General features: G+C 24.7%; 25 protein-coding genes. 21 read left to right on the top strand and 4 right to left on the bottom strand.

The window, feature by feature from the left end; all coding sequences use genetic code 11:
* The first annotated feature begins 38 nt into the window (after positions 1 to 38).
* The 6 genes from cmk to I4U66_RS10145 all read left to right on the top strand — a co-directional run bounded on the left by cmk (position 39) and on the right by I4U66_RS10145 (position 5,788).
* Complete coding sequence (gene cmk, locus I4U66_RS10120; RefSeq protein WP_092925817.1) at positions 39 to 689, top strand: (d)CMP kinase; 651 nt, start codon at positions 39 to 41, stop codon at positions 687 to 689.
* Positions 690 to 716: 27 nt separating this feature from the next.
* Complete coding sequence (locus I4U66_RS10125) at positions 717 to 1,313, top strand: lysophospholipid acyltransferase family protein (protein WP_240275826.1); 597 nt, start codon at positions 717 to 719, stop codon at positions 1,311 to 1,313.
* 24 nt (positions 1,314 to 1,337) lie between these two features.
* Positions 1,338 to 2,177 carry a 4-hydroxy-3-methylbut-2-enyl diphosphate reductase gene (locus tag I4U66_RS10130; protein WP_092925819.1) on the top strand — a complete coding sequence of 280 codons (840 nt, stop codon included), beginning with the start codon at positions 1,338 to 1,340 and terminating at the stop codon, positions 2,175 to 2,177.
* A 297-nt stretch (positions 2,178 to 2,474) separates the two neighbouring features.
* Complete coding sequence (locus tag I4U66_RS10135; protein ID WP_092925821.1) at positions 2,475 to 3,809, top strand: FAD-dependent oxidoreductase; 1,335 nt, start codon at positions 2,475 to 2,477, stop codon at positions 3,807 to 3,809.
* A 112-nt stretch (positions 3,810 to 3,921) separates the two neighbouring features.
* Entirely contained in the window at positions 3,922 to 4,758 is an 837-nt protein-coding gene (locus tag I4U66_RS10140; protein WP_092925823.1) for an alpha/beta hydrolase, read from the top strand.
* A 55-nt stretch (positions 4,759 to 4,813) separates the two neighbouring features.
* Positions 4,814 to 5,788, top strand: coding sequence for an acyltransferase family protein (locus I4U66_RS10145; RefSeq protein WP_176698679.1), 975 nt, complete (start codon positions 4,814 to 4,816; stop codon positions 5,786 to 5,788).
* A gap of 61 nt (positions 5,789 to 5,849) precedes the next feature.
* Here the strand turns inward: I4U66_RS10145 and I4U66_RS10150 are convergent, their stop codons facing one another.
* Positions 5,850 to 6,050, bottom strand: coding sequence for a hypothetical protein (locus I4U66_RS10150; RefSeq protein WP_092925827.1), 201 nt, complete (start codon positions 6,048 to 6,050; stop codon positions 5,850 to 5,852).
* Positions 6,051 to 6,354: 304 nt separating this feature from the next.
* Here I4U66_RS10150 and I4U66_RS15025 point away from each other — a divergent pair, with 304 nt between their 5' ends.
* The 7 genes from I4U66_RS15025 (at position 6,355) to I4U66_RS10185 (ending at position 11,985) form a co-directional block, all read left to right on the top strand.
* Positions 6,355 to 6,456 carry a P1 family peptidase gene (locus I4U66_RS15025; protein WP_202819474.1) on the top strand — a complete coding sequence of 34 codons (102 nt, stop codon included), beginning with the start codon at positions 6,355 to 6,357 and terminating at the stop codon, positions 6,454 to 6,456.
* 142 nt (positions 6,457 to 6,598) lie between these two features.
* Positions 6,599 to 7,159, top strand: coding sequence for an NUDIX hydrolase (locus I4U66_RS10160; RefSeq protein ID WP_092925829.1), 561 nt, complete (start codon positions 6,599 to 6,601; stop codon positions 7,157 to 7,159).
* An 18-nt stretch (positions 7,160 to 7,177) separates the two neighbouring features.
* Positions 7,178 to 7,915 (top strand): hypothetical protein, encoded by a 738-nt coding sequence (locus tag I4U66_RS10165; protein ID WP_092925831.1) that lies wholly within the window; start codon positions 7,178 to 7,180, stop codon positions 7,913 to 7,915.
* A gap of 15 nt (positions 7,916 to 7,930) precedes the next feature.
* Positions 7,931 to 8,242, top strand: coding sequence for a hypothetical protein (locus tag I4U66_RS10170; protein WP_092925833.1), 312 nt, complete (start codon positions 7,931 to 7,933; stop codon positions 8,240 to 8,242).
* A 116-nt stretch (positions 8,243 to 8,358) separates the two neighbouring features.
* A complete protein-coding gene (locus tag I4U66_RS10175) occupies positions 8,359 to 9,318 on the top strand; it encodes a magnesium transporter CorA family protein (RefSeq protein ID WP_092925835.1) in 960 nt (319 codons plus the stop codon).
* A gap of 292 nt (positions 9,319 to 9,610) precedes the next feature.
* Positions 9,611 to 10,813, top strand: a complete 1,203-nt coding sequence (locus I4U66_RS10180; protein WP_092925837.1) for an alanyl-tRNA editing protein — start codon at positions 9,611 to 9,613, stop codon at positions 10,811 to 10,813.
* Positions 10,814 to 11,160: 347 nt separating this feature from the next.
* Entirely contained in the window at positions 11,161 to 11,985 is an 825-nt protein-coding gene (locus I4U66_RS10185; RefSeq protein WP_092925839.1) for an alpha/beta fold hydrolase, read from the top strand.
* A gap of 391 nt (positions 11,986 to 12,376) precedes the next feature.
* On the opposite strand, the gene I4U66_RS10190 is transcribed toward I4U66_RS10185, so the two are convergent.
* Positions 12,377 to 13,489 carry a tyrosine-type recombinase/integrase gene (locus I4U66_RS10190; RefSeq protein ID WP_092925841.1) on the bottom strand — a complete coding sequence of 371 codons (1,113 nt, stop codon included), beginning with the start codon at positions 13,487 to 13,489 and terminating at the stop codon, positions 12,377 to 12,379.
* A gap of 274 nt (positions 13,490 to 13,763) precedes the next feature.
* Here I4U66_RS10190 and I4U66_RS10195 point away from each other — a divergent pair, with 274 nt between their 5' ends.
* A complete protein-coding gene (locus I4U66_RS10195; protein WP_092925843.1) occupies positions 13,764 to 14,330 on the top strand; it encodes a GNAT family N-acetyltransferase in 567 nt (188 codons plus the stop codon).
* Positions 14,331 to 14,364: 34 nt separating this feature from the next.
* Positions 14,365 to 15,462, top strand: coding sequence for a leucine-rich repeat domain-containing protein (locus I4U66_RS10200; RefSeq protein ID WP_092925845.1), 1,098 nt, complete (start codon positions 14,365 to 14,367; stop codon positions 15,460 to 15,462).
* A 21-nt stretch (positions 15,463 to 15,483) separates the two neighbouring features.
* Here the strand turns inward: I4U66_RS10200 and I4U66_RS10205 are convergent, their stop codons facing one another.
* Positions 15,484 to 16,344: a YitT family protein gene (locus tag I4U66_RS10205; protein WP_092925847.1), complete on the bottom strand. Its 861-nt coding sequence runs from the start codon at positions 16,342 to 16,344 to the stop codon at positions 15,484 to 15,486.
* Positions 16,345 to 16,798: 454 nt separating this feature from the next.
* Between I4U66_RS10205 and I4U66_RS14835 the strand changes: the two genes are divergently transcribed.
* A complete protein-coding gene (locus I4U66_RS14835; protein WP_271892928.1) occupies positions 16,799 to 16,930 on the top strand; it encodes a hypothetical protein in 132 nt (43 codons plus the stop codon).
* Between the two features lie 98 nt (positions 16,931 to 17,028).
* Positions 17,029 to 17,673: a tRNA (guanosine(46)-N7)-methyltransferase TrmB gene (gene trmB / locus I4U66_RS10215; RefSeq protein WP_092925851.1), complete on the top strand. Its 645-nt coding sequence runs from the start codon at positions 17,029 to 17,031 to the stop codon at positions 17,671 to 17,673.
* Between the two features lie 16 nt (positions 17,674 to 17,689).
* On the opposite strand, the gene I4U66_RS10220 is transcribed toward trmB, so the two are convergent.
* Positions 17,690 to 17,950, bottom strand: coding sequence for a hypothetical protein (locus I4U66_RS10220; protein ID WP_092925853.1), 261 nt, complete (start codon positions 17,948 to 17,950; stop codon positions 17,690 to 17,692).
* Between the two features lie 195 nt (positions 17,951 to 18,145).
* Between I4U66_RS10220 and I4U66_RS10225 the strand changes: the two genes are divergently transcribed.
* The 4 genes from I4U66_RS10225 to accC all read left to right on the top strand — a co-directional run bounded on the left by I4U66_RS10225 (position 18,146) and on the right by accC (position 21,010).
* Positions 18,146 to 18,349, top strand: coding sequence for a hypothetical protein (locus I4U66_RS10225; RefSeq protein WP_092925855.1), 204 nt, complete (start codon positions 18,146 to 18,148; stop codon positions 18,347 to 18,349).
* Between the two features lie 72 nt (positions 18,350 to 18,421).
* Positions 18,422 to 18,994 carry a hypothetical protein gene (locus tag I4U66_RS10230; RefSeq protein ID WP_092925857.1) on the top strand — a complete coding sequence of 191 codons (573 nt, stop codon included), beginning with the start codon at positions 18,422 to 18,424 and terminating at the stop codon, positions 18,992 to 18,994.
* Between the two features lie 166 nt (positions 18,995 to 19,160).
* A complete protein-coding gene (gene accB / locus I4U66_RS10235; protein ID WP_092925859.1) occupies positions 19,161 to 19,631 on the top strand; it encodes an acetyl-CoA carboxylase biotin carboxyl carrier protein in 471 nt (156 codons plus the stop codon).
* A gap of 11 nt (positions 19,632 to 19,642) precedes the next feature.
* A complete protein-coding gene (gene accC / locus I4U66_RS10240) occupies positions 19,643 to 21,010 on the top strand; it encodes an acetyl-CoA carboxylase biotin carboxylase subunit (protein WP_092925861.1) in 1,368 nt (455 codons plus the stop codon).
* The last annotated feature ends 1 nt before the right edge of the window (position 21,011 follow it).

The raw sequence follows: 21,011 nt of genomic DNA on the forward strand, positions 1-21,011 counted from the left end.
TTTATTAGATAATAGATAAAAAGTTAGGAGAAACAATTATGAGAAATTTAGTAATAGCAGTAGATGGTCCTGCAGGAGCAGGTAAAAGTACAATAGCTAAAATAATAGCAAATAGGTTAAATATAAACTATATAGATACAGGTGCAATGTACAGAGCAATAACTTACAAGTGTTTAAAAAATAATATAGATATAAATAACGAAGAAGAAGTAGTTAAGCTAGCCAAGGACACAGATATAGATTTTAGAGATAATAATATATATATAGATGGAAATATATTAAAAGAAGAAATAAGAACTATGGAAGTTAGTAATAATGTGTCTAATGTAGCTAAAATAAAAGAAGTTAGATATTTAATGGTAGATGTTCAAAGAGAAATAGGAAAAAGAAATTCTGTTATATTAGATGGAAGAGATATAGGTTCATATGTATTCCCTAATGCAGATTATAAATTCTATCTAGTAGCAACTCCAGAAGAAAGAGGTCAAAGACGTTTCAAGGAATTAAAAGAAAAAGGATATGAAACAACTCTTGAAGAAATAATTAAAGATATAATTAAGAGAGATGAAATAGATTCAAATCGAGAATTTGCGCCACTTGTTAAGGCTGATGATGCTATAGAAATAGATACAACTGGAAAAACTATAGATGATGTTGTTGAAAGTGTAATATCTAAAATAAATTTATAATAAGTTTAGTTTTGAAGGGAGATAGATGTGAGTTTTTATAATTTTGCAACAAAAGTTCTTTTAATGTTTTCAAAAACATTTTATAAATTTGAAGTAATAGGAAAAGAGAATATTCCAAATGAAGGAAATATAATAATAGCTTGTAATCATAAATCAAACTTAGATCCTATATTTATAGCATCAGCAATACAAAATAGAGAAATAGCAGCTATTGCTAAGAAGGAATTATTTAAATCAAAACCGCTGGCATTTATTTTAAATAAATTAAATGTTATACCGATAAATAGAGATAAGCCTGACGTGTCAACCATAAAAAATATTTTAAGATCTATAAAAGATGGGTATATATTAGGTATATTCCCAGAAGGAACAAGAGTTAAAGAACCAGGATTTGGACAGGCCAAAGGTGGGCTTACAGTATTTGCCGTAAAAGGAAAGGCTGATGTTGTTCCTATATCTATAATAAGTAATTATAAGTTTTTTAATAGAGTTACAGTATATATAGATAAGCCTATATCATTTAAAGAATACTATGGTAAAAAGCTTACTACTGAGGATAATGAAAGATTAGCTCAAAATGTATTAGAAGTTATTAAAGAAAATTATTATATACATTCAAAATAATTATTTTAATATAGGGAGAATGATATGAACGTAAAAATAGCTAAAGAAGCAGGATTTTGTTTTGGTGTAAAAAGAGCTATGAAAATGGCTTGGAATGAATTAGAAAAAAATAGTGGTGGCATATATGCACTAGGTCCACTTATACATAATAAACAAGCAGTTAAAAAGTATGAAAATAAAGGACTTTTAACTATTGATGATATAAACTCTGTTCCAAATTCAAAACATATGATAATAAGATCTCATGGAGTAAGTGAAGATGTATATATAGAAGCGAGAGAAAAAGATATAAGCATAATAGATACAACTTGCCCGTTTGTAAAAAAGATTCATAGAAAAGCTAAATCTTACTATGATAAAGGGTATCAGATAATAGTTATAGGAGACTATAAACATCCAGAAGTCATCGGTATAAATGGATGGTGTAAAAATAATGCTATAATAATAAAAACACTAGATTATGCAAAAAATTTAGAATTTGATAAAACTAAGAAATATTGTGTAGTAGCTCAAACTACAATAAATATAGAATTATATAAAGAGATAACAGATTACTTAGAATCTATTTTAGATAATGTAGTATTAAATAATACTATATGCTCAGCTACAAAAGTAAGACAAGAAGCTGCTAGAGAATTATCAAATGAAGTAGATTGTGTAGTTGTAATAGGTGGAAAACATAGTTCAAACACTCAAAAACTAGTTAATATATGCAAAGAGTATGTAGATACATATGCAATAGAAACAAAGGAAGAATTAGATATAGATACATTAAAAAAATATGAAAATATTGGAATAACAGCTGGTGCATCAACACCAGATTGGATAATAGAAGATGTTGTTACATTTATAAAATCATTATAAGAAGTAAATTACTACTCAAAGCTTAGATTAAATATCTAAGCTTTTTATTTGTATAAAAATAATAATATGGATTTAATGCTTATAATATAGTAAACTAAAACAAAAAAGTAACATACAATTGTTAATTATAGAATAATTTATATAAGTAATAGTTATTTAAATAACGATATTTATAATAATATATAGATAACTATAGCTAAATAAGATAATACTAATATTAATAATTATGTTTTTTTATATAAAGCTTTGGGTATATATATAGTATGTTAAAAATATATCAATATGGAGGTATAAATAATGAAAGTTATAGTTGTAGGATGCACTCATGCAGGAACAGCTGCAGTTATTAATATAAAAGAAAAATATCCAGAAAGTGAAATAGTAGTATATGAAAAAAATGATAATATATCATTTTTATCATGTGGTATAGCATTAAGTATTTCAAAAGTTGTAACTGAGCCAGAAAAGCTTTTTTATAACTCTCCTAAAGGTTTAGAAGATTTAGGAATCAAAGCAAATATGAAACATAAAGTTTTAGATATAGATTTTATTAATAAAAAAGTTAAGGTAAAAAACTTAATGGATAATGAAATATTAGAGGACACTTACGATAAGTTAATATTAACACTAGGCTCATGGCCAATAGTCCCTAGATTTGAAGGAGGAGAGTTAGAAAATATAGTATTATGCAAAAACTACGACCATGCAAAAACTATAATAAATAAAAGTAAAGATGCAAAAAATGTAGTTGTAATAGGTGCGGGTTATATAGGTGTAGAACTAGCTGAAGCCTTCAAAATTCAAGGCAAAAATACTATATTAATAGATGCAGAAGATAGGATAATGTCTAAATATTTAGATTCTGAATTTACAGATATAGCAGAAAAAACTTTTACAGAAAAAGGTGTAAGGTTAGAGCTAGGTCAAAAGGTCGAAAAATTTGAAGGTAAAGATGGTAAGGTAAGTAAGGTTATAACAAATAAAAGCAAATTTGAAGCAGACTTAGTTGTACTTTGTATTGGGTTTAAACCTAATACTCACTTACTTAAAGATAAAATAGATATGTTACCTAATGGAGCTATAATGATAGATGAGTATATGAGAACAAGTGCTAAAGATGTTTTTGCAGCAGGAGATTGTTGCGTAGTTAAATATAATCCAGCTAAAGATACTAGATATATACCACTTGCTACGAATGCAGTTAGAATGGGAACTTTAATAGCTAAAAACTTAGTTGAACCAAAATTAAAATATCTCGGAACACAAGGAACTTCAGGAATAAAGATATATGATTTATCAATAGCATCAACCGGACTTACAGAAGAAATGGCAAATAAAACAACTAAATTTAATGTAGGCTCAGTGATAGTTAAAGATAATTATAGACCTGAATTTATGCCAACATTTGAGGAAGTAATCTTAAAATTGGTATTTGATAAAGATAATCATAAAATTTTAGGTGGCCAAATTATATCTAAAGTAGATTTAACTCAATTTATGAACACATTATCTGTAGTTATACAAAATGAAATGACTTTGGAAGAATTGGCTGTAACAGACTTTTTCTTCCAACCTCACTTTAATAAACCTTGGAGTTTGTTAAATATAGCTGCACTTGAAGCTATAAAATAGAAATTAGAATAAGTATTATAAAAATATAATAGCATATAATATATAAAAAGACATGAATTAAACTTCATGTCTTTTTATATATTTAGAAGAAAAATTCAAGGATGGTATATAAATGAACTTAAAATCCATAAAACTTAAATTATTTAATATAGGCAAAACTATAACTAATAGCTATATAAAAGATAATAATATAAAGGGGAAAATTATTAGATATGGTAATAATAAAAGACAATATTATAAGGTATACACTCCTTATAGCAGTAATTTAAAGTCAACTATATTTTTTATACATGGTGGAGGTTGGTGGCATGGAAATCCATCACTTTATAGTGGTGTAGGGAAATTTTTTTATAAATTAGGATATCAAACTGTATTATGTGGATATAGGCTAGTTCCTTTTCATAGATATCCAACTCAGATAGATGATGTATTTAAAGCTTTAAAACACTATATAGAATGTAATAAAGAAATAAATAGTATAGTAATTGCAGGATATTCGGCAGGTGGAGAATTAGCTTCTCGTTTAGTGTTCGACCATGATAGACAGTTAAAATATAATATTAATAAAGATTTATTAAAGGGTTTTATATCATTGTCTGGAGTGCTTGATTTTTCAAAATGTACTTCTATATACTCTAAAATATTGGTGAACAATTATGTATATAAAAGTAATATTAAAAAAGCAAATCCTATAAGCCTTTTAAACAAAGAAGTTAATTTACCTATACTGTGTATTCATGGAGAAAGTGATTCTTTAATTAATGTTAATACTTCTATATCTTTTATTAAAAAAGTAAATAATCTAGATGAAAATACTATACTTAAAACAATAAAAAGAGCAGAACACGAAGATACAATAGATATAGTAAGAGGAGATGGAAATAAATATTCTGAATATATATTAAGATTTATAAAGGAAATAGATGATATAAAGAAAATAGATATATAGATACATTTTTATGAATAATGATTATAGTAAGTGTTTTAAAAGTAAAGGAGTAACCATGAATAAAATTGAAAATAATTACTACATAGATAATATAAAGTTTGTACTCATATTCTTTGTAGTATTTGGTCATCTAATAGAACGATATATGGAAGGAAATTATATTTTAATGGGTATATATATATTTATATATACTTTTCATATGCCTTTATTTATATTTATATCAGGGCTACTTTCGAAAAATATAAACAAAAGCAGAAAGTTTCTTTTAAGAAAGTTACTTATACCGTATATTGTATTAAATATAATTTGGTATTCCTTGGCATATCTATATACAAAGGAAACTTACATACCAGTTATATATCCGGGATGGACCTTATGGTTTTTATTAAGCCTATTTTTTTGGAGGATATCTCTTAAATATTTAATAAAGATTAAATATATACTTCCTATAAGTTTTATACTTGGTATTTTTATTGGGCTTGTTCCTAATGGTTCAATGTTATCTTTTTCAAGAACAATAGTATATTTGCCCTTTTTCTTATTAGGATATTATACTAATATAAATACATTAAATAAGTTATATAATAGTATAAATATATGGATTAGCATTTTTGGAATAAGTATGTTTATAGCATTAGCTTTATTTATATCCGAAAATAATATTATAAGCTATAGCTTTTTATATGGTTCATACTCTTATTTAGAACTTGGAATGAATATATTTAAGGGTAGTGTATATAGGGTTATTTTATATTTATGTAGTATAATACTTTCTACATTTATATTAACTGTGATACCTAATAAAAAGACCTTTTACACTTCAATGGGAAAGTCGACTATGTATGTGTATGTTTACCATATATACGTAATATTAATAATATTTTATTTAGTACCTGCTTGGAATAAAAATATTTTGACTATGTGGATTATACTTGCAAGCCCTATATTTGTAACATATATATTATCTAAAAAAGTTTTTGCAAGAGTATACGATAAATTCTTTAATAGCATATTTAAGTTAATAAAGTAACAAATACACTCATAAAAGCAACAGCTTAAAGCTGTAGCTTTTTATTTTTGATATCCTTATATTATAGTTTCTTTATATAAATTATAGATGTTAAAGGTATATACAAGTCGTAATTCTTATTGGATGCTTTATCTATATGTTTTCTATTTAAAACAACTTCTATAGGAGTTACTCTTATGATTTCACCGTATAGTTTTTCTTTAGATAGATATGAGTATATTTCAACATATTCATTTAAAAAATCTAAAGCATATTCATACATAGTGTCAACTCCTTAAAATATATTTACTATAAATATATTAAATATATAAACAGATTGTTACATATATTATGAAATTATTTATTAATTTATATAGCTAATAAATTATCATATCTAAGTAAAAGGATTAAAAGTGACTTATGTAGAATAAGAAATAATCTTAAAATAAATCTATTGAAAAACTACGATAAAATATATGGGTATAAATGTAAACTTAGATAAAATCAGTATTAAAACTGGTGCAACAGCAATACTTCCTCATGAGAGCAATATATTTAAAGAAAAACTGTTGACTTAATCTTATTTAATAAATAATTTTGGAAAGAGTAGAGGGTTCATGCAAGTAGAAAAACTTGGAATCATTGAAACACTAATAATACTTACAAATACTTTAAGTGTAGTAACTTGAATTATAGCTTTAGTAAAATATATGATAAAGCAAAATGAAGATTTGAATAATTATTTAGATATAAAATAATAATACAAAAGCTACATTAATTTACATATTTATATGTTAATATATACTTATATACAGCAAGGGAGATGATAATATGAAATGGATTAAACCTATAAAAGAATATAAGCCATTTAATGAACAAGAAAGTAAAGATAAGGAAATAATACTAAAAGCTATAAATGATTTTGACGATGTGTTAACTAGAAATAATGAAATAGCTCATCTAACATCTTCTACATTTGTAGTAAATAAATCACGTGATAAAGTTTTAATGGTACATCACAATATCTATAATACTTGGTCATGGATGGGAGGACATAATGATGGAGATGATGACTTTTTAAGGGTGGCTATAAAAGAACTAGAAGAAGAAACAGGTGTTAAAAATCCAAGGATAATAGGAAATGATATATTTTCTATAGACATATTAGAAGTTAAAAGCCACATCAAAAGAGGAAAATATGTAGCCCCTCATCTTCATTTATCTATAGCATATTTAGTGGAAGCTGATGAAAATGAAGAATTAATAGTTAAAGAAGATGAAAATAGTGGGGTTATGTGGATACCTATAAATAAATTAGATAAATACGTAAAAAATGAGCCTCATATGTTAAGACTATACAATAAATTTATAGATAAAATGAATACCAAATGATAAAGAGGATGAAATTTTATGAAAAATTTAGACGGTTATATTAATATCATAAAAAGATTGCCAAATAAAGAAAAATACACTAGAGAAGATTTGTTAACAGAAGGCTTACTGCTAGATAGGGATAAAAATCTAGAAATATACTATATTCCAATAAGTGAAAAAATAAGTATTTGCACTAGAGTGTTTATAGTTGGTATAACACCAGGATTTGAGCAGATGAGTACATATATATCTAACTTTAAAAATGGATTAGAAAATTCTTATAACATATATAACAGACAAAGTAATTGCAAAATCTCTTCACCATTTAGCAAAAGTTTGACTAAAAATATTATATACATGTTAGATGAAGTTAAATTAAATGAAGCTTTAAACATAAAAAGTTGTGAAGAATTATTTAATTCTAATAGTCATTTGTTATACACAGATGCTCTTATTCCTTATCCTGTTTTTGTAAATGGCAAAAATTATACAGGCCATACTCCAAAGCTTATGAAAAATAAGCTACTGATGAAATACATTAATAACAACTTTAAAAATAAATTAGAAGATTTAAAAGGGGTTTTAATAATACCTATGGGAAAAGCAGTAGAAGAAGTTTTGATACATTTAGCAGATGAAAAAATATTAGATAGAGATCAAATACTAATAGGATTTCCTCACCCATCAGGTGCTAATGCTCATAGATTAATCCAATTAAAAGAGAATAAAGATAATATGATTAAAATAATAAAAAAGCATAACTTTAACTTATAATATTAGGGGGATAACATGGGAGTATGTAAAAATGAGATGAAAAAACTTATTAGAGGAGAAGTGGAAGCTGTATATATAACATCAGAGATAGAGTTACATGATACTACAGCTATTTCTGTTCAAGTATGGAATTATGATAAAGAAAAAGATATAATATCATATACCACATTAACTAAATCAAATATGAGTAAACCATACCTTATAAAAATAAAAAATGGAACTGAATTTGTAGATAAAAAGTATGTAGGTGAGAGTTTAACAGATGATGCGAAACTTACATTAACGACTAAAGAGAATGCATATAAACTTTTAGAAAGTTTAAAATAGATAAAATATCCTACATATATCTTGGTTAAAGATATATGTAGGATATTTTAATATAAAAATTAAATGTATGTATATTTAATCATAAATAAAAGGAATAATATAACATAGGTGATAAAATGTATATACTTAATCTAGATACTAGAGATAAATATGATAATTTTACTGAAGGATTTTACAATAAAAATAATTCTTATATTATACTAAGTGATCCTAAGCAATTAAATCTACTTAAAAATATATTAGAGATAGATGAAATTACTTTTAATGATTGCCTTAAATTTGATGAAAATATAAAATTAGATTTATTTGATAATTATGATTTTCTTAGCATAAATACCTTTGAAATAATGAATAATGATATATACGTAGAAGAAATAAATATATACTTATCAGAAAATTTTGTATTAGTTATATGCAATGAAGAAAATTTTATATTCGAATTTGTAAAAAATATAATAACTAATAATATTAAATTAAATAATACTTCTAATATAGTTATTTTATTTAATATTAATTATTTAATACTTAAAAATATAATAATGCATCAATTTGAAATACTAGAAAAGATAGAAGATATCATATTAAAATTAGAAGATGATATACTTGAAAATGCAATAGATGAACATGTAATAAAAATAAATCATATAAGAGGCATAACTAGATCTATCGTAAAAAATACAAGACCCCTTTTATATATAGGTGATAGAATATTAAAGGAAAATATAAGGTACTTGAAATACTCTGATATAAGGAAGCAAAATCTCGAAAACTTTCAAAGTATAGACTTTGGTATAGAGAAACTTTATTCATTTTCTTTATCCACTAGAGAACTAGCAGATAAGCTTCTTGATATTTATTCTTCTCAAGTAGCAGAAAAAACTAATAGCTTGATAACAAAACTTACTTTACTTACAGCAATATCATCGCCATTGACTATTATAACAGGTATATATGGGATGAACTTTAGATTTATGCCAGAACTTGACTTTGTATATGCTTATCCAATAGTTATAACTGTTATGATTATAATAGTTATAATAGGCATTCTAATATTCAAACTAAAAAATCTACTTTGATTATATCTCTTAATTTAATATTTTAATACTACAAATACTGGAATATAATGGTTAAAACTATTTTTTAATTGAAAATGATTTATTAATATATTTTTTAGAGGGTTTAAACCCTCTTTTTTATTTTATATTAGATTAACTTAATTATTTTAAGTCGTCTCATTTGATCAAATGGCATTTTAGTTTATTTAATTAAGTTAAAATACTTAAAAATTAATATTGTTAAGAAAGCTTTATTCTTTATAAGAAGTAGTGTAAAATTACAATTATAAATAAATTCACAGTAGGAGGTAATATGGAAAAATTATACTATACAAATCAATATATAAAAGAATTCGTCGCAGAAATAGAGGAAATATTAGAAGTAAATGGAAAATATCATATAGTATTAGATAAAACAGCATTTTTCCCTGGTGGTGGTGGACAGTTTTGCGATTTAGGAAAGATAGATGTTCATGATGTTTTAGATGTATATGAAAAAGACAATAAGGTATACCATGTAGTGGAAAAAAAAACTATAAAAATACATAAAGTAAAATGTTTTATAGATTGGGAAAGAAGAGAAGATGGAATGCATCAACATTTTGCACAGCATATATTATCAGGATGCTTTTATACTTTATTTAAAAAAAATACAACTGCTTTTCATTTAGGTAGTGAGATAAGTACTGTCGATATAAAAGGTCCTCTTACTATTGATGAAATAAGAGAAGTTGAAAGAATGGCAAATGATATAATAAGTGAAAATATAGAGGTAGAAACATTGATTCCATCTAAAAAAGATTTAAAAAAGATATGGATAAGAAGAGATTTACCAGATACTTCAGAAGAAATAAGAATTGTTAAAATAGGTGATTTAGACTCTAATGCTTGTTGTGGTGTTCACCCAAAGTCTACACTAGATGTTAGAATGATAAAGATAAGAAGATGGGAAAAAAATAAGGATTCTATAAGAATCGAATTTTTAGCAGGAAAAAGAGCTATAAACAGCTCTCTAAAAAGAGATATTTATTTAACGGATATTTGTAGATATTTAAGTTCAACTGAAGAAGAAGCTATAAATGGTGTTAAAAAACTTCACGATAAACTTGAAGATGCCCTTTATGAAAAAAGGAAGATTGAAGATGTTATTGTTAATTTTGAAATAAAAGAGATGATAAATAATTCAGATAAGGTAAATGATATATCTATTATAAAAAAGATATACATAGATAAGGATATCAAGTATATATCTAAAATAGCATCTAAAATAACTGAGTCAGAAAATGTTATATCTTTAGTTGGAGTTAAAAATGATGATAGAGTTAATTTAGTTTTTGCTAGTTCTAAAAATATAAATAATATTAGTATGAACAATATCTTAAGAGATACAATGACACTGCTTGATGGAAGAGGAGGAGGAAGTACATTCTTAGCCCAAGGTGGTGGTAAAAATAACGGTAACTTAGAAGTAGCTATTGATTATGCTTTTGATAAAATAAAAAAAGAGTTGATTTAGTTGTTAAAGGTAAGTGTAGATTTCTATAAGTGCTATACTTACCTTATTATGTATGTTTTGGATTCTAAAATATATATTTTTAATTATATAACTTACTTTAGTTTACATAATTAAATTATTTTAAAACCTTTTTCTATTTAAATGATTAAAATTAAGTAAAAATACTTAGATTAGATTATAAGTGCATATTATTTATTCTAGATATAAATCAACATAATTTTTATAACTCTCTCTTAAAATCTAATTTAAACATTCGAATTTAGAATAAAACTTATAGAATTTTTATAAAATAATTTACAAATTAAGTCGAGATTATTATTAGACATTTTCAGAATAAAGGAGAATTTATGTTTATAAAAAATAGAGAAAATATAAATTTATATATTGAAGAATATGGGGAAGGTAAGAATTGTATATATATACATGGTGGTCCTGGGTCTTGGAGTGAAGATTTTAAAATTTATTGTAAGGACGAGTTTAGTAAATTTTGTAATATGATATATTTAGACCAAAGAGGGTGCGGACGTTCTGATGGAAACTTGGATGATGACTATTCTATAAACAGTTTAGTTGATGATATTGAGGATATACGTAAAAATCTTAAATTAAATAAACTTATTTTAATAGCACATTCTTTCGGTGGGATAATAGCAGTAAATTATGCATATAAATATAAAGAGCATGTTGAAGCTTTAATATTAACTAATTGCACTTTGAATTTAAATGATTCTTTACAAAGTCAAGTAGAGTATGGATGTAAGTTATTAAATATAGATATTGATATATATAAATATGACGAACTTATAACTAAGTGGACTTTGGTTGCCAATAAACTGATCAGAGATGATTTGTATTATAAATTACAGTATATGAATTATTCTAATTATAAAAATATTGAAATAATAGATAAAAATATGGTTAATGAAAATTTAGCTAAAAAAGCATTTTTTAATGAAGACTATTTTTACGACTATACAAACCTAACTAGAAGCTTAAATGTAAAAACACTTATAATCTGTGGTGATGAAGATTATTCTATTGGAATTGATCATTATAAAGATTTTAATTTTAAAAACAAGACCGTAAAAATATTAAAAAGTAAACACAATCCATATGTAGAAAATACAAAAGAATATATTTCTGTTGTTAGGGAGTTTTTAGAAAGTATTTAATAGTTTACTGAACATAAATTTTATTAAATAATAGTGATGTTAGAAAAGATATTAGTTTTGAACTAACATCACTTTAAATAATAGTGATGTTAGAAAAGATATTAGTTTTGAACTAACATCACTATTATTTTGTTTTAAAAATTTGATATATAATTTAAATTTGGCATAATTGATGTATCATACATACTTAAGTTTACATAATTAAATTATTTTAAATGTTTTTCTGTGTTTTATAAATAAAACAACTTCAAAATATTAAAAAACTTCCTTAATTCAATTTAAAGGTTATAATTTTTATTAACATATTTACTGTTGAATAAATTTAAATATCGCCTTAAAAACGAATATAAAAAGTTAGTTTTATTATTATTTCATTTTAGAATATTTATCATCATCCTAACTTGAATAAATTTTCAGAGATTTTTTCGCTAGCTTCAACATCCATATTTTTAAGTGCGTGAGCGTAAATATTTAATGTTGTATTTATATTAGAATGACCCACTCTTTCTGATATAACTTTTATAGGTACTTTTGAATTTATAAGTAAAGTTACATGTGAATGTCTTAAATCATGAAATCTTATATGTTCTAAATTATTCTCGCATAAAAATTTACTAAACTTTTTGCTAAGGACATCTTGGGCTATAGGTTGTCCATTTTTATCATAGAATAACAAGTTAAAAGGATTTTTTATGCCTTTTAATTTAGCTTCTAATTGTTTTTTCTTATGTTCTTTTAGTAAAGATATAACCTCTATAGGAACTGATATTGTTCTTTCTGAACTTTCAGTTTTAGGTTCTTTAAGTATAACTTTGCCTTCATTTCTTACAGTTATTTTATCTATTGTTATAGTATTTTCATTAAAATCTATATTATCCCAAGTTAGCCCTAGTATTTCAGATATTCTAAGTCCTAATCCTGAAGCTAGATATATAGGTAGTTTTAAAGGTGTATTTTCACAAGTTTTAAGTAATTTTACCATATTATCTTTATCATATATATTATTTTTAAACTTTCTAATTCTTGGAGTTTCTACACAATCTACAATATTTTCTCTTATAAGTCTTAATCTATAAGCCTTTTTCATAGCTAAATTTAATATATTTATGTGTATCTTTATAGTTTGAGGGCTAAGAATTCCAACTAAATCATCTACGTAATTTTGTATATGTATAGGTTTTAAATCTTCTAACTTATGATTTCCTAGCTTAGGTATTATATACTTTTTGCATATTCTTAGATAACAATTATATGTAGTTATAGATAAATTTATCTTATGTTTTTCTAAAAAATCCAACAAAAAATTACCGAATTTTATAGAGTTTGGTGTAGCTAATTCATCGTTTAAAATGGATTCTTTTAATTCTATTAACTTCTTAGATGCATCTCTTTTTTTATCAAATGAACCCATATTTTTCTGTATCTTTTTTCCACTTTCAACATCTTTATATTCTAAATAAACTATATAGTTTTTGCTTCTTTTTCTTATAAATGCAAAGCTCATTCAATTCCTCCATATTATTACAATTATATATATATATTATATCATAAAAGAAAAAATAAAAACATTTAAAGTTCTGACATACAACTGACATAATATGTTATGTATTGCTATAATATGTTGAAAATACTTCACTTTATTTTTTTGGCATAAAACTATATATTTTATGTTTATAAAGAACAGTTAATGCATAAATCTCATAAGTTATATAAAAGTCTTTTGATTCTATATTGTTTTTTTATAATCAAAATTAAATTTCATCAAAGGGGAGTTAAAAATGTACAACTCTAAAATGAATGTTTTAGAAACAAAACGATGTATACTTAGACCTATAACTTTAAAAGATGCTCCAGATTTACATGAGTGTTATAAGCAAGAAATAGTCGTAAAATATCTCCCATTTAAAGCACATCAGAATATTTATGAAACTAGAGAATTTATAAAAAATTTCTTTTTAAAAAAGTATAATGAGAACAAACTAGCCCATTACGCAATAGTATTAAAATCAAACAAAAAAGTTATAGGTAATATAGGTTTTAACAATATCTCTAAAGATAATAAAAAGGGAGAAATCGGAATATGCATAAACCCATCTTATTGGGGGTATGATTTATCAACCGAATTAGCTAGAGAGATCGTAAAATATGGATTTAAAAAATTAAAACTTGAGGAAATTATAGCTATAACTTATGAAGACAATAATTATTCAATAAAATCATTAGAAAACTTAAATTTTGAATATATAAAAACCTATTACAAAACATTTCATTCATCTAATAAAAAAGTAAAATGTAATTTATATAAAATATCACGAAAAAATTACTTAATGAGTAAATATAAATAAAATTTAACATCTATAATAAGGAGATGAAATTTTTATGAAAGATTTGAATGATAATTGGATAGATGATCATTTAAAGTATGCTATATCTAGTACATTAGGTGTAGAAAATTTTAATGTTACAAAAAATGAACTAAAGTTATTAGAAAAATTAGACTTATCAGATAAAAATATATCAAGTTTAAAAGGGATAGAGCATGCAGTCAATTTAAAACATCTCAATTTATGTAGAAACGAGATAAGGGATGCTTCTTTACTTTCTAAGTTAGTTAATTTAAATACATTAGAGTTATCAGAAAATAAAATTGAAGATGTTAGCTTTTTGAGTGATTTGGTAAATTTAAAATCTATAGGATTAGATAGTAACAATATATCCGAAATAAGCAATTTAGCTAATCTTACAGAGTTACAGATATTAAATATTTCAAATAATCAAATTCAAGATTTAACTTTTTTAGATTCTATTAGATCTGATAATATTAAAATTATAGCTAGCGATCAGTATATAATGCTAAATCCTGTAACTGTTTATAAAGGTCAAGACTATATTTTTAATAGTCCAATTCATTTTAGTGATGAAACTATAGTGTTATTAGACAATGTCCAGGTAAGAGGTAACTATAATTCGATTAAAACAGATAAAAGACCTTCTATATTATATTCAATTTCTAAAGTAATGATAAAAAATATCCTTTCTAATTGTTTGTTAAAGGCTGATTTTTATCATGAAATTCCATTTTCAAAATCTACTATATTAAGTGGTACAATAATCCAACAAATAAATTTAAAGATAAAAAATGTTTTAAGTGTTTTTGAGCCTGACAATATAGTTAAAATAAGTTCATTATCAAGAATATCTGGAAATTTATTTGTAGTAAATAAAGAAGCAGGTACTAATACTAAAAGTATACCATTAAAAGAAAAAACTATTACCATTATAGATAGTAATGGTAATAAAGCTTATTCATTAACCAATGAAAATGGATCATATGAGTTTAAGAATTTAAAAAAAGGAAGATATACATTACTTTTTCCATTTTTAAATGGCTATGAGTACACAACACCATCTTTAGTTATATGTAATTTATCACAAAAAGGAGAAATAATCATAGATTCTAGGGTATATAAAAAATAAAAGCGGTATTTAAATACCGCTTTAACTTTCTAAAACTTTAAATCCTTCTCCTAATACCTCATGAACATTACTAACTATTATAAATGCATTGGGATCTTTCAATTTAACCAATCTTTTTAAGTGAACTTCTTGATTTCTAGGAACCACTACTAAAAGTACTTCTTTTTTATCATCAGTATATCCACCTCTACCATTTAATATAGTAACACCTCTAGATAAATCATTAGTTATAACTTCTTTTAAGCTCTCCGCTTCTTTAGATATTATAAGGAAAGCTTTAGAGTAATCAAATCCTTCCATTATTGCATCTGCTACCTTGACCATTGTATAGAGTGCTATAGCAGAATAAAGAGCAATTTCAATATTTTTACTAGCAATTCCTGAAGATATAACTACAAAAGCATCTAAACATACCATAAATTGTGTAGGCTTAATACCTTTAAACCTTTTGCTAAGTATAAGTGCAATTAAATCAGTACCACCAGTAGAAGCATCTGCTCTAAACATTATACCTATACCTATACCTAGTAGTATAGCACCTGATATAGCTGATAATAATAAATCATTTGTCACAATTAGGTCAGAAATTGGAGCCATTAAATTTACTATAATAGAAAACATAACTGTACCTATTAAGGTTTTTATAGAATTTTTTCCTCCAAGTATTTTAAATGAAAATATAACTAGAGGAACACCTATAGCTAACATTATAAAAGATACTGACATGCCCGTAACCTTACTTAATACTACAGAAAGGCCGCTAAGTCCTCCAGGTGCTATTGTGTGTGGCTTTAAGAACATATTAATACCTATACTCATAGATATACACCCTAATATTAATCCAAAAGCTTCTACAAGTAACTTAGAATTTTCCTTTTTCATTTTTACCCCCATTATATTAAATTGTCAAATTTTATCACATTTATATATTATAACAGTAAATACATAGTATATAAAGTATAATAATTATATAGTAAAATAAATTTCGTTTATTATTGATATCAAAGGGTATAATATAAATAAATTTATATAATTTAAATGATATATTTTTATTAATTTCTAGTATATTTTGTAAAATTTAATTGATTATATACACAATAAAAGTATATAATATATATAAATTTAATAATTGAAAGGAAATGATTATATGAAGGTTACTTTACCACAAACAGCGGTAGATACGCTAAAAGACATATTAAAAGATAATCAAGACAGACCTCATAATATAAGAGTATACTTTGCAGGTATAGGCTGAGGTGGTCCATCATTTGGAATTGCTCTGGATGAGCAAAAGGCTGACGATTTACAATACGATGTAGATGGATTACATTTTATAATGAGTAAAGATGACTATACTAAGTATGGAGATATAGTTATAGAAGATACAGGATACGGTTTCAAAGTTATACCTGAAAATATGAAAGATGATAATGGATGCGGTGGAGGATGCTCTGGTTGCGGACATTAATATCTAAAAAGAGTATTAGCAAATGCTAATACTCTTTATTTTTTACTAAAATTAATGTATTATTAATAGATAATAAAGTATAAAGCAAGGAGCAACTTATGAGAAGAAGAAAAGTAAAGGGTGCAGATATAAAATTATTAAGCCATGAAAATTATGTACTAAAAGATAACATAGAACAATTTAAAGGAAAATGGAATAAAAGATTCGAAAATAATAATCCTATACATGTAGAATTTGGTACAGGTAGAGGAAAATTCTTAACCACTTTAGCTAAAGAAAACCCTAATATAAACTACATAGCTTTTGAAATAAAAGAAGAAGTTCTATTAAAGGCTGTGGAAAAGGCTATAGAAAATAACTTAGATAATATTTTGTTTGCATGGGCAAATGTAGCTAATATATTAGATTATTTTGAAAAAGAAGAACTATCTAGAATTTATATAAATTTCTGTGACCCTTGGCCAAAGAAAAGATGGGCAAAGAGAAGACTAACACATAAAAACTTTTTAAATATGTATAATGAAATTTTAAATGCTGATGGTGAGATACATTTTAAAACTGATAATGAAAATTTATTTGAATTTAGTTTAAATGAAATCACTGATAACAACTGGAAATTAAAAAATATATCTCTAGACTTAGCAAATAGTGAATTTGAAAATGTAACAACAGAATATGAAGATAAATTTATGTCTTATGGAATGAAAATATTTAGATGTGAAGCTAAAAAAAATAAGAGGTGATATCACCTCTTATTTTTTAAAATATTCCGTTTTTTCTTCTCATAGTATATAATCCCAAACATACAACTAACAAATATAGTATATATAAGATAATTCTTGTTGACTGTAACTCAGTATTTGAATGATGAGGTAGCACTGAAAGTATTGCAGATATTCCTATAAGTAGTGGATTTATAACGATTTGCTTATCGCTTCTTAAAACCATGATTTTTCCAATCCAAACAATAGATAAAATTAAAAATAAAATCTTTAATATAAATTCTATAGTGTCTAACATATTCAAAACTCCCCTTAACTCAGTGGATTTATTTTATAGTATTTCCACATAAAGTATATTTAGTCATTAGCTTATGATATTAATGGTTATGTACTAATTTTTAATATACATAAATTTAATTATAATACTATTTGGTATAAAAATAAACATATTAAATAATAATTAATATAACTAAATTAATTAAAGGAGTTTAAAATGTGTATATATAATCATAATCTTAATAATAATAACGAAAATATATTAAAGGAAAATGAACTTATTATACTAAAAAAAATATACAAATGTATAGATATAGGAGATATTAATGAAGCTAAAAAACTAACTAATGATTTAATACAACTTCAAGATAATCTATATAATATAAAAATATTAACTACAGCTTATAATTTAATTAAGTAATTTATATAATATAGAGATATTCAAATAATAAATAGCATATTTATTATATATAGATATCTGGGGGGGGATATTATGAATTTACGATTTATAAATTGGTATACTCAAGCCCTTGGAGCCATATTTGGAATAATGGCATGTGTATATGCATATTTAAAAGGATTTATATGTACATATAGTAATATTTCTGTGTTTTTTGATACTATGAATTTCTTTGAAATAGTATCTAGTTATCTCTTATTACCTTTATGCATAACGACTTTTATATTATCTATAATAAAGGCATATGGCACTAACAAAGAACATTTAAATAATAATTTAGATAAATTAAATCTGATCTTTATTTCATTAAATGTCATTATAGGTTTTATTGGAGCTAGGATATATTTTTTAATCCCTGCTTTGTTTATATTATTTAATGTTTTTATGGAGAATGTATTTAAAGAATATAAGGAGATTGATAGTGATGATGAGTGTACTATAAATAATTGTCTGTTAAGCAGTAATGACATGGATTTAATTTTAATGAATACAAAAAAGGAGATAGCATTAGAACTTTTACTGAAAAATGCTGATATAGAGTTTATTGTTGATATTACAGGTTTATCTAAAGAAGAAATAATAGATATCGGTGAAAACTTAAATTAAGAATAAAAGATACTAATTTATTAAATTAGTATCTTTTATTGTTTATATAAAATGATATAGATTCATAATTTAGTGCAAAAACTTAAATGAGATTAAATCTGTTTACAAAGTTATTTTTTATGATATAATATTAGTACCTGGTAATAATATAAGGGGGTAAAAATACATGGAAATAAATGAAATAAAAGAACTTTTAAAGACCATAGATAATACAAGTTTAGAATATGTAAAATTAGAAAACTCTGAACTAAAACTAGAAGTATCGAAAAAAAATAGTTCTTTAAAAAATAATATTAAAAATAAAAAAGACACTTTAAAAAATAGCGAAGAAATAGAATTAGAAAGTATAAATCACGAAAATATTAGCGAATATGAAAACTCTCAAAATAAAGATAATTTATATATAGTAAAAGCTCCTTTAGTGGGAACATTTTATCCATCGCCAAGTCCTAATGAAAAAAGTTTTGTAAATATTGGCGATATAGTTAAAGAAGGAGATAAGCTATGTATATTAGAAGCAATGAAGCTTATGAATGAAATAAATAGTGAAATAGAAGGTGAAATAGTAGAAATATTGGTTGAAAGTGAAGAATTAGTAGAGTACAATCAACCTTTATTTAAAATTAGGCCATTATAAGGAGGTATATTATGATTAAAAAGATATTAGTTGCTAATAGAGGAGATATAGCTGTTAGAATAATTAGAACTTGCAAAGAACTAAACATAAAAACAGTTGCAATATACTCTAAAGCAGATAGTGAGTGTTTACATAGATATCTGGCTGATGAATCCATATGTATTGGACCTAATAATATCTCAAAAAGTTATAATAATATAGACAATATAATATATTTAGCTCTTAAACTTGAATGTGATGCTATACATCCTGGATTTGGATTCTTATCAGAAAATCATGAATTTGCTAGAAAATGTGAAGAAAATAATATTATTTTTATCGGACCAAGTAAAAAACAAATGGTTTTAATGAGTGATAAATCTAGAGCTCGTGAAACTGTTATTAGTTTAGGTATAAAGGTAGTTCCTGGTTCTGATGGAGTACTAAAAAACAAAGAAGAAGCTTTTGAAGTAGCAAATAAAATTGGTTATCCAGTAATTATAAAAGCTTCTAATGGTGGCGGTGGGAAAGGCATGAGAATAGTCTATACGCAAGACGAACTGTTTTCAAATTTTGATATAGCTAGTTCTGAATCTTTAGCGTCATTCGGAAGTAGTGATTTATATATGGAAAAATTCATAGAAAATCCTAGACACATTGAAGTTCAAGTATTTGGAGATAGATTTTCAAATGCGATACATTTAGGTGGAAGAGATTGCTCTATGCAAAGAAAAAATCAAAAAGTACTAGAAGAATCACTTTCTAACTACTTAAGTGAAGAAGAGAAGAATAATTTATATAAGAGTGCTGTTAATATCGTAAAAGGAACTAATTATATAGGTGCAGGAACAATAGAATTTATAGTAGATAAACACAAAAACTTTTATTTCATAGAAATGAACACAAGAATACAAGTAGAGCATCCTGTTACGGAAATGATTACAGGAATTGATCTTATAAAACTTCAGATATTAATTGCAGATAATAAGCCTATACCTTTTACTCAGAAAGAGATAGTATTTAAAGGACATGCTATTGAATGTAGAATAAATGCTGAAATACCAGAAGAAGAATTTAAACCATGTCCTGGTGAAATAACATCACTAAATATACCTGGCGGATTTGGAACAAGGTTTGATACCTTTGTTTACTGTGGATATACTATACCTCCTCTTTATGATTCTATGATAGGTAAGCTTATTTGTTGGTCAGAGAGTAGAGAAGAGTGTATAAAAAAAATAAATAGAGCGCTAGACGAAATAATTATAGAAGGTGTGAGAACTAATATAGATTTTCAAAAATCGCTTATAAATAGTGAAGCTTTCTTAGAAGATAGGCATTATACTAAATTTATCGAAAATGAATTTCTGGGAAATAAACAGATAGCAACAACTATATAAG

This window comes from Romboutsia sp. D33t1_170424_H2 (assembly GCF_015669105.1).
GTDB classification, from domain to species: domain Bacteria; phylum Bacillota; class Clostridia; order Peptostreptococcales; family Peptostreptococcaceae; genus Romboutsia_C; species Romboutsia_C hominis.

Bases quoted from the DNA above. Each gene is read 5' to 3' on its own strand.
- I4U66_RS14835 (WP_271892928.1), top strand. From the start codon at position 16,799: ATGAGTAAAGATGACTATACTAAGTATGGAGATATAGTTATAGAAGAT.
- I4U66_RS10130 (WP_092925819.1), top strand. From the start codon at position 1,338: ATGAACGTAAAAATAGCTAAAGAAGCAGGATTTTGTTTTGGTGTAAAA.
- I4U66_RS10195 (WP_092925843.1), top strand. From the start codon at position 13,764: ATGTACAACTCTAAAATGAATGTTTTAGAAACAAAACGATGTATACTT.
- trmB (WP_092925851.1), top strand. From the start codon at position 17,029: ATGAGAAGAAGAAAAGTAAAGGGTGCAGATATAAAATTATTAAGCCAT.
- I4U66_RS10135 (WP_092925821.1), top strand. From the start codon at position 2,475: ATGAAAGTTATAGTTGTAGGATGCACTCATGCAGGAACAGCTGCAGTT.
- I4U66_RS10200 (WP_092925845.1), top strand. From the start codon at position 14,365: ATGAAAGATTTGAATGATAATTGGATAGATGATCATTTAAAGTATGCT.
- I4U66_RS10185 (WP_092925839.1), top strand. From the start codon at position 11,161: ATGTTTATAAAAAATAGAGAAAATATAAATTTATATATTGAAGAATAT.
- I4U66_RS10145 (WP_176698679.1), top strand. From the start codon at position 4,814: ATGAATAAAATTGAAAATAATTACTACATAGATAATATAAAGTTTGTA.
- I4U66_RS10190 (WP_092925841.1), bottom strand. From the start codon at position 13,489: ATGAGCTTTGCATTTATAAGAAAAAGAAGCAAAAACTATATAGTTTAT.
- I4U66_RS10165 (WP_092925831.1), top strand. From the start codon at position 7,178: ATGAAAAATTTAGACGGTTATATTAATATCATAAAAAGATTGCCAAAT.
- I4U66_RS10180 (WP_092925837.1), top strand. From the start codon at position 9,611: ATGGAAAAATTATACTATACAAATCAATATATAAAAGAATTCGTCGCA.
- I4U66_RS10205 (WP_092925847.1), bottom strand. From the start codon at position 16,344: ATGAAAAAGGAAAATTCTAAGTTACTTGTAGAAGCTTTTGGATTAATA.
- I4U66_RS10175 (WP_092925835.1), top strand. From the start codon at position 8,359: ATGTATATACTTAATCTAGATACTAGAGATAAATATGATAATTTTACT.
- I4U66_RS10170 (WP_092925833.1), top strand. From the start codon at position 7,931: ATGGGAGTATGTAAAAATGAGATGAAAAAACTTATTAGAGGAGAAGTG.
- I4U66_RS10150 (WP_092925827.1), bottom strand. From the start codon at position 6,050: ATGTATGAATATGCTTTAGATTTTTTAAATGAATATGTTGAAATATAC.
- I4U66_RS10225 (WP_092925855.1), top strand. From the start codon at position 18,146: ATGTGTATATATAATCATAATCTTAATAATAATAACGAAAATATATTA.
- I4U66_RS10220 (WP_092925853.1), bottom strand. From the start codon at position 17,950: ATGTTAGACACTATAGAATTTATATTAAAGATTTTATTTTTAATTTTA.
- I4U66_RS10160 (WP_092925829.1), top strand. From the start codon at position 6,599: ATGAAATGGATTAAACCTATAAAAGAATATAAGCCATTTAATGAACAA.
- accB (WP_092925859.1), top strand. From the start codon at position 19,161: ATGGAAATAAATGAAATAAAAGAACTTTTAAAGACCATAGATAATACA.
- accC (WP_092925861.1), top strand. From the start codon at position 19,643: ATGATTAAAAAGATATTAGTTGCTAATAGAGGAGATATAGCTGTTAGA.
- cmk (WP_092925817.1), top strand. From the start codon at position 39: ATGAGAAATTTAGTAATAGCAGTAGATGGTCCTGCAGGAGCAGGTAAA.
- I4U66_RS10230 (WP_092925857.1), top strand. From the start codon at position 18,422: ATGAATTTACGATTTATAAATTGGTATACTCAAGCCCTTGGAGCCATA.
- I4U66_RS10140 (WP_092925823.1), top strand. From the start codon at position 3,922: ATGAACTTAAAATCCATAAAACTTAAATTATTTAATATAGGCAAAACT.